This is a genomic window from Nonomuraea sp. NPDC003727 (assembly GCF_053586935.1).
Map to the genome: position 1 here is coordinate 555313 of NZ_JBSFNE010000002.1, position 12303 is coordinate 567615.

Sequence of the window (12303 nt, forward strand, 5' to 3'; positions counted from 1 at the left end):
TAGATTCGACTTATGATGACGGTCAAGCAAAAGTCAGGCCTTTACTTCACAAGTCCCCCGGCTTATATACCGATCTATGGCTATTGGTGTTTGGCTCATCGGCGCCAGGGGCTCGGTCGCCACGACCGTCATGGTCGGGGCGGCGGCCATCAAGGCTGGACTGCTGCCCGCCGCGGGCTGCGTGGCGGAACGGCTGCCCCCGTGTGGCTTACCCGGTATCGCCGACCTCGTGTTCGGCGGTCATGACATCGCCTCCATCTCTTTGAGGAAGCGGGCCGAGCGGCTGGCCGAGGCAGGGGTGATCCCCGCCGCGCTCCCCGCCCTGCTGTCCGGCGACCTGGACGAGGCCGAGGCGGAGATCAGACCAGGCCACGCGCACGAAGGCGACCAGGCCGACGCCGCCGCCCGGCTGGCCCGCGACATCACCGCCTTCCGCGAGCGCAAGGGTCTGGCGCGCGTCGTGGTGGTGGACCTGTCCTCCACCGAGCCGCCCGTGCCGTGGCGGCCCGAGTTCGCCGATCTCGAGGCGCTGGAGGCGGCGCTGGCCACCGGGGCGTCGGTCCTGCCGGCCAGCTCGCTGTACGCGTACTCGGCCTTCCACGCCGGGTGCGGCTACGTGGCGTTCACCCCGTCGACGGGGCCCACGCTTCCCGCGCTGGCGCAGCTGGCGGCGGCCGAGGGCCTGCCGTACGCGGGACGCGACGGCAAGACGGGCGAGACGCTGGTGAAGAGCGCGCTCGCGCCGATGTTCGAGGGGCGGGGGCTGGCCGTGCGCTCCTGGTCGGGCCTGAACCTGCTCGGCGGCGGCGACGGCGCCACCCTGGCCGACCCCGCGGCGAGGGCGAGCAAGCAGACCTCGAAGGACAGGGCGGTCGAGGGCATCCTCGGCGGCAGGGTCGAGGGGCACACGCACATCGACTACGTGGCCGACCTCGGCGAGTGGAAGACCGCGTGGGACCACGTCACCTTCGAGGGGTTCATGGGCGTGCGGATGACCATGCAGTTCACCTGGCAGGGCTGCGACTCGGCGCTGGCCGCGCCCCTGGTGCTGGACCTGGCCAGGCTGGTGGCCCGCGCCCACGAGCGGGGCCGGCGGGGCGGGCTCGCCGAGCTCGGCTACTTCTTCAAGGACCCCCTCGGCGCCGCCGAGCACGCCCTGCCCGCACAGGACGCCATGCTGCGGGCCTTCGCGGGGTCGCTCGCATGAGAGCGCTGCTCGAACTGGTCAGGGCACCCGCCGCGCTGTCGGTGCCGGGCGACACGATGGCCGGCGCCGCCGCCGCGGGCTCGCCCGCCCGCCCGGGGACGGCGGTGGCCTCCACGTTGCTGTACTGGGCCGGCATGGCGCTCAACGACTGGTCGGACCGTCACCAGGACGCCGTCGACCGGCCCGAACGCCCCGTCCCGTCCGGCCGGATCAGCCCCGCCACGGCGCTCGCCACGGCGGTGGGCTGCACGGGCGCGGGCCTGCTCACCGCCTTCGTCGCGGGCGGCAGGCGAGGGCTCGGGCTCGCCGGCCTGCTCGCGGGCGCGGTGTGGGCCTACGACCTGGCGCTCAAGCGCACGCCGGCCGGTCCCGCCGCCATGGCCGCGTGCCGGGCGCTCGACGTCATGCTCGGCGCGGGCGGCGCGGCGCGGGCCGTTCCCACCGCGCTGGCCATCGGCGCGCACACCTACGGCATCAGCGTCCTCGGCCGCGCCGAGACCACGGGCGCCACCGGCGCGACCGTCGGGGGCGCGGTGGCCGCCTGCGCCACCGCCGCCGCGCTCGTCGCCTGGACCTGCCCCGGCGCGCCGCTGGCCGGCTACGTCACCACCGCCGGGCGAGCCCTGGCCGGCCTGCGCGCCGACCCCGATCCCGCCCGGGTACGGCAGGCCGTCCGGCTGAGCATCGTGGCGCTCATCCCCCTGCAGGCCGCCGCCGTCGCCGGCCACGGCCGTCCCGTCCAGTCCGCGGCGCTGCTGGCCGCCGCGCCCTTCGGCGGCCGGCTGTCGAGGCTGGTGGCCACCTCGTGAACTGGTCCTACTGCACCAACGGCTTCCGCGACCACCGGCTGCCCGAGGCGCTGGCCGTCCTGGCCGACCTCGGCTACACCGGGGCCGCGATCACCCTCGACCACGGCCACCTCGACCCCTACGCCCCCGGCCTCGCCCGTGACGTGGCGGCGACCGCCAAGCTGCTCGGCGAGCTCGGCATGACCGCGGTCGTGGAGACGGGTGGCCGCTACACCCTCGACCCGTGGCGCAAGCACCACCCGACGCTGCTCGGCGAGGGAGACTGGCGCAGGGCCGACTACCTGCGCAGGGCCATGCGGATCGCCGTGGACCTCGGCGCGCCCGTGGTGCACCTGTGGAGCGGGGCCCTGCCGGACGGCGTCGGCGAGCAGGAGGCGTGGGCCAGGCTGGCCGGATGGTGCGAGCGGCTGCTCGGCGACGCCGACGAGCTGGGCGTCACGCTCGCCTTCGAGCCGGAACCCGGGATGCTGGTCGCCGACCTGGCGGGCTACGAACGGCTGCGGGACCTGCTCGGCGGCCATCCCCGTTTCGGGCTCACGCTGGACATCGGGCACTGCAGGTGCCTGGAACCGCAGGACGTGCCGGACTGCGTCCGGCGGGCGCTGCCGTACCTGGCGCACGTGCAGATCGAGGACATGCGCAGGGGCGTCCACGAGCACCTGGAGTTCGGGGCGGGCGAGATCGGTTTCCCGCCCGTCATCGCCGCGCTCGCGGGTTACCGCGGCCAGGTGGCGGTCGAGCTGGCCAGGCACGGCCACGCCGCCCCCGAGGTCGCCCGCCGGTCGATCGACTTCCTGAGGAGGGCACATGGACGACTGGACGGCTGAGGCCGTGGCACAGGTGAAAGCCGACCAGCAGGCCGCGCACCGCCTGTTCCCGGTGGCGGCGCGCAGGGGCGGCCCATCCGCCAGAGCCGCCCTGCTCGACCACGTCGACGCCGCGACGGTCGCCGCCCTGTACCGCGACGGCGACGCCGGCGAGCGCCTGGCCGTTCTGGACGCGCTGGACCGGCTCGACCTCGGCGACGCGGCGCTGCCGCTGGTGGAGGACGCGCTGCGCACCAACGACGCCAGGCTCGTCGCCGCGGCCCTCGGCCCGTACGGCGCGCGGGTCCTCGACGACCACGCCTACCGCCAGGGCGTGCTGAAGTGCGTGTTCATGGCGATCCCGCTCGAGCGGGTCGCCGGCCTCGACGAACGCTTCGACCCCGAGCTGGCCAGGATGCTGGCCGCCTACGCCGACGAACGGAGGGCGGCCGGCAGGACCGTGCCCCCCGACGTGCTGGAGAGGATCTGATGCGCATCTTCGACCCCCACGTCCACATGACCTCCAGGACCACCGACGACTACGAGCGGATGCACGGGGCGGGGGTGCGCGCCGTCGTCGAACCGGCCTTCTGGCTGGGGCAGCCGCGCACCAACGTGGGCAGCTTCCTCGACTACTTCGACGCGCTGCTGGGCTGGGAGCCGTACCGGGCGGCGCAGCACGGCATCCGCCACCTGTGCGCGCTGGCGCTCAACCCCAAGGAGGCCAACGACCCGCGCTGCGCGGGCGTGCTCGGCGAGCTGCCCCGCTACCTGCTGAAGGAGTCGGTCGTGGCGGTCGGCGAGATCGGCTACGACTCGATGACACCGGCGGAGGACAGGGCGTTCGAGGCGCAGCTCGCCATGGCCGCCGAGCACGACCTGCCCGTCCTGGTGCACACCCCGCACCGGGACAAGGCCGCCGGCACCCGGCGCACGCTGGACGTCGTCAAGGGCCTGCCGCCCGAGCGCGTGCTGGTCGACCACCTCAACGAGGTGACGGTGGGCATGGTCGCCGACTCCGGCTGCTGGATGGGCTTCTCGATCTACCCCGACACCAAGATGGACCCTGGCCGGATGGTGGCGATCCTCCAGGAGTACGGCACCGAGCGGATGCTGGTGAACTCGGCCGCCGACTGGGGCCGCAGCGATCCGTTGCGCACCAGGGCCGTCGGCGAGGCGATGCTCGCCGCCGGTTTCACCGAGGACGACGTCGACAGGGTGCTGTGGCGCAACCCGTCCGCCTTCTACGGCGTCGATCCCGCCGCGCCCGCGCCGGGCGACGACTACGCGGGCAACACGATCAGGCGGGGTGGCTGATGCGCCTGCTGCACCCCGGCGGTCCGGTCGTGCACCTGGCCTACTGCACCAACGTCCACCCCGCCGAGGACCTGCCGGGCATCCACGCCCAGCTGTCCGGCTCCTGCGCCCGCGTCCGCGCGCTGCTCGGCGTGCCGCGCCTCGGCGTGGGGCTGTGGCTGCCCGCCGGAGCCGCCCGCGCGCTGCTGGCCGACCGCCGGGAGCTGGTACGGCTGCGCGCCGCGCTCGACGACAACGGCCTGGAAGTCGTCACGCTGAACGGCTTCCCCTACGGCGGCTTCCAGCGGGAGGTGGTGAAACACCGCGTCTACTCCCCCGACTGGTCCTCGCCCGCGCGGCTGTCCTACACCCTCGACCTGGCCGCGATCCTCGCCGCCCTGCTCCCGGACGACGTGGCCGAGGGCTCGATCTCGACCCTGCCGCTGGCCTGGCGCACCAGGGGCGCGCCGACCGCCCTGCTGGGCAGCCTGGTCGAGGGGCTGCGCGAGGTCGGCGATCGGACCGGCAAGACCATCAGGGTCGGCTTCGAGCCCGAACCCGGCTGCGTCATCGAGACCACCGCCCAGGCCGCGAAGCTGCTGCCGCGCGACGACCTCCTCGGCGTCTGCCTGGACGCCTGCCACCTCGCCGTCGGCTTCGAGGGGCTCGACTTCGGCGACCTGCCGATCGTGAAGCTGCAGGCGTCGTGCGCGCTGGAGACGCCGCCGGGGGCGCAGCGGGCGCTCGAGAGGTTCCACGAGGCGCGCTTCCTGCACCAGACCAGGTGCGCCTCCGGCTACGCCGACGACCTGGACGAGGCGCTGGCGCGCCTGCCGTACGGGGAGAGGTGGCGGACCCATTTCCACATGCCCCTGCACGCCGCCCCTCCGCCGCCGCTGACCACCACCGCCGGGTACCTCGGCGAGCTGCTGCGCGCCGTGCTGGCCGCGCCGCTCACCAGGCACATCGAGGTCGAGACCTACACCTGGACGGTGCTGCCCGACCAGGACGTGCTCGGCGGCATCGCCGCCGAGCTCACCTGGATGCGGCACGAGCTGGCCGCCCTCGGACTGAAGGAGCTGTGATGCCGCCGATCGTGGTGATCAACGTGGTGGGGCTGACCCCGCGCCTGCTCGCGCACATGCCCGGAGTGTCCAAGGTCGGCGCGGCGGCGGCGCTGCGCCCGATCCTGCCTGCCGTGACCTGCTCGATGCAGGCCACCCTGCTGACCGGCGCGCCACCGCGCCGGCACGGGATCGTCGGCAACGGCTGGTACTTCAGGGACCTGGGCGAGGTCTTCCTCTGGCGGCAGCACAACGCGCTCATCCAGGGCGGCCAGCTGTGGGACTCGGTCCCCGGCCTGCGCACCGCCAACGTCTGCTGGTGGTACGCCATGGGGGCGGCCGCCGACCTGCTCGTCACCCCGCGCCCGATCTACCACGCCGACGGCCGCAAGTCGCCGGACTGCTACACGCGACCGCCCTCCCTGCACGACGAGCTGCCGCCGTTCCCCCTCTTCAGCTACTGGGGGCCGGGCGCGGGCATCGCCTCGACCGAGTGGATCGTCGGCGCGTCCGTCCACATCCTGCGCGCCCACCGGCCCGACCTGATGCTCGTCTACGTCCCGCACCTCGACTACGACCTGCAACGGTACGGCCCCGACGGTCCGCAGGCGGTCGCCGCGGCCCAGGCCGTCGAGACCGCCCTCGCGCCCCTGCTGGCCGAGGACGCCACGTTCGTCGTGCTGTCGGAGTACGGCATCACGCCCGCCTCCAGGCCCGTCGACGTCAACAGGGCGCTGCGCGCGGCCGGGCTGCTGGAGGTGTACACGCAGGCCGGCATGGAGTACCTCGACCCGTGGACCTCGCGGGCCTTCGCCGTCGCCGACCACCAGCTGGCCCACGTCTACGTCCGCGACCCCGCCGACCTGCCGAGGGTGCGGTCGGTGGTGTCCGAGCTGCCCGGCGTGGACGAGGTGCTGGACGAGACGGGCAAGGCCGTCCACGGTCTCGACCACGAGCGCTCGGGCGAGCTCGTCGCGGTCGCCGAGCCCGACGCGTGGTTCACCTACTACTACTGGCTGGACGACGCCCGCGCCCCCGACTTCGCCCGGCTGGTCGAGATCCACCGCAAGCCCGGCTACGACCCGGCCGAGCTGTTCATGGATCCCGCCGATCCGTTCGTCAAGGTGCGCGCGGGCCTGGCGCTGGCCCGCAAGAGGCTCGGCCTGCGCTACACGATGCCGGTGGTGCCGCTGGACCCGTCGCCCGTGCGGGGCAGCCACGGCCGGCTGCCCGACAGCGCCGACGACGGTCCCGTCCTGCTCGGCCCCTTCGACGGGGACGCCTACCCGGCCACGGCGGTCAAGGGCCTGCTCGAAGGGCTCATCTCCAGGCGCGCAGGCTGAGGTCGTCGCAGTAGCCCTGGCCCGCTTCCTTCCGCCAGCAGAAGATCGTCGCCTTGGTCATGCCCTTGCCGGTGGTGAAGGTCATCGAGTAGTAGGCGTACTTCTTTCCGCGGTGCACCCTCCACCCGCCCCGGTGCGGGTCGGCGGTCTTGACGCCCAGCATGGTCCGCCTGCCGTCGGAGCGCACCCATCCGCTCAGGGTGTACCTGGTGTTGGGGCGCAGGTTGGTCAGCACCTGCTCGGCGGCGGCGTCCATGCCGGGGGTGGCGGCCAGCCAGACCGCGCCCCAGCCGCTGTGCTGGTCGCTGGTGACCTGCTTGACGGTGCCCCTGGGGTACCAGGGCGCCAGGTCGGCGTCGTTGAACCCGGCGTTCGCCAGGAGGTTGCGGTTGGTGAGGCGGAGCTTCCTGACCGGGCTCGGGACGGCGGTCGGGCTCGGGGAGGGGCTGGGCGTCTTCTTCCTCTTGGTCTTCGGCGTACGGCTGGGCAGCGGCGTGGACCAGGTGCCGGTGGAGGGGACGGCCACGGGCAGCGTGCTCGGCTGGGGATCGCGGGCCTGCGCTCGGGCTGTCCCCTGCGCCGTGGCGCCGTCCCTGGTGAGCAGGACGGCGGTCGTCGCGCCACCGAGCACGACGACGGCGGCGGCCGCCAGCACGGCGATCAGCCGCCGCCTGCCCGCCGGCCGCGAGCTTTCCTGCCCCGCGGCGCCGGGAGGGGGCGGCTGAACCATGGCCCCCGGCAATCCGGTGATGGTCGCCTGCGGCGGGATGGTCGCCCCCACGGGCCCGGCGGCCGGAACCGTGGGCCCGAGGGGCGGAACCGCAGGCCCGGCCGGCGGGACCGCAGGCCCGGCGGGCGGGACCGTCGTCCCCGTGAGCGCGGCGGGCGGCGGCTGCGGCGGGATCGTCGTCCCGGGAAGTCCCGCGAGCGGCGGCTGCGGGGGGAGCGTCGTCCCGTGCGGTCCGTGGAGGGGCGGCTGCTGGGCTGCCGGGGCGGCGGGCGGGGTGCCCGGGTGTGCCGGCTGCGGCCCCGGCGGCGCGACCTGCGCCGGATGGGGAGGCGCGACCGGCGCCGGATGGTGCGGCGCGACGGGCGCGGGATGGTGGGGCGGCGGCGCGGCGAGGGGCGGGACGGGCTGCGGCGCGCCGACGGGCTGGGCGGGCCGAGCGGGCTGGGGCGGCACCGGAGAGACGGGCTGGGGCGGCACCGGGGTGCGGGCCCCGCTCAGGTGGGCCACGAGCTGTTCGGCGGTCGGCCGCCGCACCGGGTCCTTGACCAGGCAGAGCGACACCAGATCCCGCAACGCTCCGGCGAGCACCCCGAGGTCGGGCTCCTCGTACATGATCGAGTGCAGCAGCCCCGGCAGGGTCTCGGTGACGAACGCCGGCCGCCCGTTGGCCGCGAACACCATCGTCATCGCCCACGCGAACACGTCCGCGGCCGGGCCGACCGGCGTCTCGGCGAACTGCTCGGGCGCCATGTACCTGGGCGTGCCGAAGACCTGCCCCTGGTGCGTCATCCCGGACAGCTCGCTGTCCAGCGCCCTGGCGATGCCGAAGTCGATCACCACGGGACCGTCGGGCCCCAGCAGGATGTTGGCGGGCTTGAAGTCGCGGTGCAGCACGCCCGCCCGGTGGATGGCCGCCAGCGCCATCGCGGTGTTGAGCGCCAGCCGTTCGAGCGCGGCTCCCGTGCGGGCACCCGTCTCCCGTACGGACTCCTCGAGCGAGGGGCCGGAGACGTACTCGCTGACGATGTAGGGGCTGTCGCCGACCAGGCCGGTCTCCAGGATCTGGGCGGTGCAGAACCTGGCCACGCTGGTGGCGATCCGTACCTCGCGGACGAAACGCTCGCGCGCCTCCGCGTTGGCGATCAGGTGGGCCTGCAGGACCTTCACGGCGACGCGCTGCCCGTCCGGCGCCTCGCCGAGATAGACGATGCCTTGTCCGCCCTCGCCTAACCTGCCGAGGATGCGGTGTCCCCCGACAGCCGCAGGATCCCCGGGAATGAGCGGTCTCAACTCGACCACGGTGCCCCTTTTCCCCCGTTAACTCCCCTAGAGAGGGCACCTGTATATCACCGAACCGGAACCCCGGTTCGGCGACTGCGCATACCCGTGCGTCCGCGCACGTCAGAGCCCGCGACCGAGGTCGGCGACGAACCTGGCCAGCCCCGCCCGCCGCCGGAACAGCTCGTGCACCTCGGGTGTCGGCTCGTCGGCCAGGCGATCGAGCGGCAGGGTCGTCCACGCGGCGACCAGCACGAGCGTGGCGGCGTAGCCGTAGGCGACCTCGTCGGCGGAGAAGCCGGACCCCTCGACGTAGGCCGCCTCGATCGCCTCGTGGACGGCGGGCAGCTCGGCCGGCGTCAGCTCGCCCGAGTGTGCCCGGCCGACCAGGAGCTGGCACAGGTCGAAACCCGCGCAGGTGGCATACGGCCAGCTCCAGTCGATGGCCACGAAGCGCGCCGAGCCGTCGGCGGGCACGAGCAGGTTGCCCGGGGAGGCGTCCCCGTGCGAGAGCGTGTGCGGCAGCTCGGCGACCGCCGCGACCAGCGGCTCGATCCTGGCGGCGAGCGCCAGCAGGTCGGAGCGCAGCAGCGGGTCGGCGTAGGCGGCGACGAGCGGGTGCCGCCACAGGTCCGGATCGCGCAGCGCGGGCAGGAACACGTGCTCGACCGGCCCGCCGAGGTAGTGGCGCAGCCCCTCGTTGGGCCCGGCGGCCGGATGCATGGCGGCCAGCTCGCCCAGGAGCCGGGCGGCGGACCGGTACCTGTCGAGGTCCCAGGGCGCGTCGGCGGTCCTGATGTCCTCCAGCCACATCACGTAGCGGTCGCCGCCCAGGTCCTCCACGTGGTGCAGGCGGGGCAGGCGCAGGCCGTCCGGCAGCGCGAAGCCCGCCAGGTAGGTGTCGAGGTCGACCCGCCACGGGAAGTGCGCCGCCAGCTCCTCCATGCCCGGACGGCGCCGCGGCGACTCGATCGACTTGACGACGAACGACCAGGGCAGGCCCGCCGTCGTGGTGCCGTGGAGCCTGCGCAGCGAGATGGTGGACAGCGCGCCCGACCCGTGCGCGGGCACGTCCTCGCTGCGCTGCTCGGCGATCTCGGCCGACGGGTCGCCGAGGCTGCGCCGTACCAGGTCCCTCAAGTCCATGGCCACAGCCTGCTCTCCCGGGAATGCCCTCGCATGAGTACGGGCTACTCAAATAGCCTTCCAGGGTGGCACGCGGGTGGCCCTTCGCGGGCCGGACGGCTGAGCTGGAGGAGATCAGGTCCGCCGCGGGCGGCCTGGTCGTCGTGGGCGCGCCCGGGGTGGGCAAGAGCAGTCTGGTGGCGCACGCCGTACGCGATCTCGACGGCGTGGCCTGGGTGCGGGCCACGGCCGCCGCCGCGGAGCTGCCGCTGGGCGCCTTCGGCCCGCTGCTGCCCTCCACGCCGCCCGCGGGCAACCCGCTGGGCTGGGCGGCCGACGCCGTGCGGGCGCCCGTCCTGGTGGTGGACGACGCGCACGTGCTCGACGCGGCCTCCGCCGCGCTCGTCCACCACTTGGTGGTGCGCGGCCGTACCCGGGTGATCGCGACCTTACGCACGCAGACGCCGGCGCCCGACGCCGTGCGGGCGTTGTGGAAGGACGGCCTGCTGCCGCGCATGGAGCTGGCGCCGCTGACGGTGGAGGAGACCAGGCGGCTGCTCGAACAGGCGCTGGGCGGCCGGGTGGAGCCGGGCACGGTGACGCGGCTGTGGGAGGCCAGCCGCGGCAACGCCCTGTATCTGCGGGAGCTGGTGCTGGCCGGGATGCTGGCCGAGCGCGCGGGCGTGTGGCGGTGGCGCGGGCCGCTGGCGATCACCCCGTCGTTGCGCGAGACGATCGCGGGCCGCATCGGCGAGCTGACGCCCGACGAGCGCGAGGTCCTGGAGCTCCTGGCGTACGGCGAGCCGCTCGGCGCCGACCTGCTGGGCGCGCTGGCCACCGCCGCCGCGGTCGAGCGCCTGGAGGACCGCCGGCTGGTCACCGTCGACGTGGAGGGCCGCCGCCTGCAGGTACGGCTCGGCCACCCGCTCTACGGCGAGGTCATCAGGCGCGGCTGCGGCACCCTGCGGGCCCGCAAGCTCCAGCGCAAGCTGGCCGACGCCGTGGCGGAGGCGGGCCTGCGCCGCCGCGAGGACGCGCTGCGGGTGGCCGTCTGGCGGCTGGACAGCGGCGCCGACAGCGATCCCGAGCTGCTGCTCGCCGCCTGCGACCTGGCCCGGACGGTGCGCGACCTCGTGCTGGCCGAGCGCCTGGCCCGCGCGGCCGGCGACGGTGTCCCGGCCAGGCTCGCGCTGGGCAGCATCCTGTTCTACGTCGACCGCTACGCGGAGTCGGAGGAGGTGTTCGCCGCCGCCGGTCGGCTGCCGATGGACGGGCACACGCGCGTGGAGTGGGCGTCCTACCGGGCCTTCAACCTGTTCTGGGGGCTGGGCAGGCTCGAGGAGGCGCTGGAGCTGATGACGGTGGCCGAGGAATCGGCCACCGATCTCGACTCGCGGCAGGGGGCGCGAGTCACCAGGGCCTCGGTGGAGGTCTTCGCCGGCGATCTGGAGGGCGCGAGGGCGTCGCTGCGTGCGGCTTCCGACATGGGCCCGACCACGCATCCGCGCAGCGTACGGGCGTCCGGCACGACCGAGGCCGGCATCCTGGCCGCGGAGGGCAGGGCGGCGGAGTCCCTGCGGCTGGTCGCCCGCACGCTCGACCTGGTGCCGGACACGTTGCCGAGTCTCATGGCCGCGCTGATGGAGGCCGCCACGGACGCCGCGCTCTATCTGGGCGATCTGGCGGCGGCCGAACGTCATGCCGAGCGGGGGCGCGGCCTGGACGGCGAGCTCGGCATGTGGGCCAGGACCACCATCGTCTTCGGCAGCCGCACAGCGCGGGCGCTCAGGCTGCGCGGCAGGGTGGCCGACGCGCTGGCCTGGTGCAGGGAGACGGTCGCCCATCTGCCCGAGCGCAGCGTGTGGGCGGGCCTGTGCCTGGGCGAGCTGGCCCACGCCCACGCGCTGCTCGGCGAGGTCGGCGCGGCGGAGGAGGCGATCGCGCGCGCCGAGCGGACCTGGCTGCCGGTCGGCCCGCCTGTCGTGGTCCCGCTCCAGCAGGCGAAGGTGTGGACGCGGGCGGCGCGCGGCGACGTGCCGGGCGCCGTCGCGACCGCGCTGGCCGCGGCCGAGCGGGCGCTGCCCGTCCAGGTGCCGTTCGTCCTGCACGACGTCGTACGGCTCGGCCACCCCGCGCTGGTCGCCGATCGCCTGACCGGTGAGGGCCCGCTGGTCGCGCTCTTCGCCCGGCACGCCGCCGCCCGCACGGGCCCGGAGTTCGACGCCGTCTCGGTCGGTTTCGAGGGTCTCGGCCTGACCGTGCACGCCGCGGAGGCGGCGGCTCACGCGGCCCGCCGCTACCGCGATGACGGGCTGACCCGTGCGGCCAGGGCCGCGGAGACCAGGGCGTGGGCGCTGTCGCGCCGCTGCCAGGGCGTCCGCACTCCCGCGCTGCTCGACCTGGACGTGCCCGCGCTCACCCCTCGCCAGCGTGAGATCGCCCTGCTGGCCGCCCAGGGCCTGACCAACAGGGAGATCGCGACCAGGCTCGTGGTCTCCATCAGGACCGTCGCCAACACCCTCTACGCCGTCTACGAGAAGACCGGTGTGAGCGACCGCGCCGACCTGGCCGACCTGCTCGGCTGAACCGATCCCGGGGAGTTGACGCGTTTCCGCACGGCTTCTATGGTTCATTACAAGAGTAAT

Annotated in this window: 10 protein-coding genes; 8 read left to right on the top strand and 2 right to left on the bottom strand. The window is 74.4% G+C overall.

Annotated elements, in window-relative coordinates; genetic code table 11:
- The first annotated feature begins 76 nt into the window (after nt 1–76).
- The 7 genes from ACWDLG_RS07855 to ACWDLG_RS07885 are packed head-to-tail and all read left to right on the top strand — an operon-like array spanning nt 77 to nt 6525.
- Nucleotides 77–1207: an inositol-3-phosphate synthase gene (locus tag ACWDLG_RS07855; RefSeq protein WP_449917164.1), complete on the top strand. Its 1131-nt coding sequence runs from the start codon at nt 77–79 to the stop codon at nt 1205–1207.
- Nucleotides 1204–2016 carry an SCO3242 family prenyltransferase gene (locus ACWDLG_RS07860; protein ID WP_449917167.1) on the top strand — a complete coding sequence of 271 codons (813 nt, stop codon included), beginning with the start codon at nt 1204–1206 and terminating at the stop codon, nt 2014–2016. Before ACWDLG_RS07855 ends, ACWDLG_RS07860 begins: the two co-directional genes overlap by 4 nt.
- On the top strand, nt 2013–2843 hold the full coding sequence (locus ACWDLG_RS07865) for a sugar phosphate isomerase/epimerase family protein (protein ID WP_449917169.1): 831 nt from the start codon (nt 2013–2015) through the stop codon (nt 2841–2843). Before ACWDLG_RS07860 ends, ACWDLG_RS07865 begins: the two co-directional genes overlap by 4 nt.
- Nucleotides 2824–3312: an EboA domain-containing protein gene (locus ACWDLG_RS07870; RefSeq protein WP_449917172.1), complete on the top strand. Its 489-nt coding sequence runs from the start codon at nt 2824–2826 to the stop codon at nt 3310–3312. Before ACWDLG_RS07865 ends, ACWDLG_RS07870 begins: the two co-directional genes overlap by 20 nt.
- Nucleotides 3312–4139 carry a TatD family hydrolase gene (locus tag ACWDLG_RS07875; RefSeq protein ID WP_449917175.1) on the top strand — a complete coding sequence of 276 codons (828 nt, stop codon included), beginning with the start codon at nt 3312–3314 and terminating at the stop codon, nt 4137–4139. Before ACWDLG_RS07870 ends, ACWDLG_RS07875 begins: the two co-directional genes overlap by 1 nt.
- Nucleotides 4139–5203: a metabolite traffic protein EboE gene (gene eboE / locus ACWDLG_RS07880; protein ID WP_449917177.1), complete on the top strand. Its 1065-nt coding sequence runs from the start codon at nt 4139–4141 to the stop codon at nt 5201–5203. Before ACWDLG_RS07875 ends, eboE begins: the two co-directional genes overlap by 1 nt.
- Entirely contained in the window at nt 5203–6525 is a 1323-nt protein-coding gene (locus ACWDLG_RS07885; protein ID WP_449917180.1) for an alkaline phosphatase family protein, read from the top strand. Before eboE ends, ACWDLG_RS07885 begins: the two co-directional genes overlap by 1 nt.
- Here the strand turns inward: ACWDLG_RS07885 and ACWDLG_RS07890 are convergent.
- Both ACWDLG_RS07890 and ACWDLG_RS07895 read right to left on the bottom strand, forming a co-directional pair.
- Nucleotides 6503–8554: a protein kinase domain-containing protein gene (locus ACWDLG_RS07890; protein ID WP_449917182.1), complete on the bottom strand. Its 2052-nt coding sequence runs from the start codon at nt 8552–8554 to the stop codon at nt 6503–6505. The genes ACWDLG_RS07885 and ACWDLG_RS07890 overlap by 23 nt on opposite strands.
- 102 nt (nt 8555–8656) lie before the next feature.
- Nucleotides 8657–9679 carry a phosphotransferase gene (locus tag ACWDLG_RS07895; protein WP_449917184.1) on the bottom strand — a complete coding sequence of 341 codons (1023 nt, stop codon included), beginning with the start codon at nt 9677–9679 and terminating at the stop codon, nt 8657–8659.
- Nucleotides 9680–9744: 65 nt separating this feature from the next.
- Here ACWDLG_RS07895 and ACWDLG_RS07900 point away from each other — a divergent pair, with 65 nt between their 5' ends.
- Nucleotides 9745–12243 carry a LuxR C-terminal-related transcriptional regulator gene (locus tag ACWDLG_RS07900; RefSeq protein WP_449917186.1) on the top strand — a complete coding sequence of 833 codons (2499 nt, stop codon included), beginning with the start codon at nt 9745–9747 and terminating at the stop codon, nt 12241–12243.
- Nucleotides 12244–12303 lie beyond the last annotated feature (60 nt).

What these genes read in the sequence shown, in the direction of transcription:
- ACWDLG_RS07855 (WP_449917164.1), top strand. Translation starts at nt 77, where the DNA reads ATGGCTATTGGTGTTTGGCTCATCGGCGCCAGGGGCTCGGTCGCCACG.
- ACWDLG_RS07860 (WP_449917167.1), top strand. Translation starts at nt 1,204, where the DNA reads ATGAGAGCGCTGCTCGAACTGGTCAGGGCACCCGCCGCGCTGTCGGTG.
- ACWDLG_RS07870 (WP_449917172.1), top strand. Translation starts at nt 2,824, where the DNA reads ATGGACGACTGGACGGCTGAGGCCGTGGCACAGGTGAAAGCCGACCAG.
- ACWDLG_RS07875 (WP_449917175.1), top strand. Translation starts at nt 3,312, where the DNA reads ATGCGCATCTTCGACCCCCACGTCCACATGACCTCCAGGACCACCGAC.
- eboE (WP_449917177.1), top strand. Translation starts at nt 4,139, where the DNA reads ATGCGCCTGCTGCACCCCGGCGGTCCGGTCGTGCACCTGGCCTACTGC.
- ACWDLG_RS07885 (WP_449917180.1), top strand. Translation starts at nt 5,203, where the DNA reads ATGCCGCCGATCGTGGTGATCAACGTGGTGGGGCTGACCCCGCGCCTG.
- ACWDLG_RS07895 (WP_449917184.1), bottom strand. Translation starts at nt 9,679, where the DNA reads ATGGACTTGAGGGACCTGGTACGGCGCAGCCTCGGCGACCCGTCGGCC.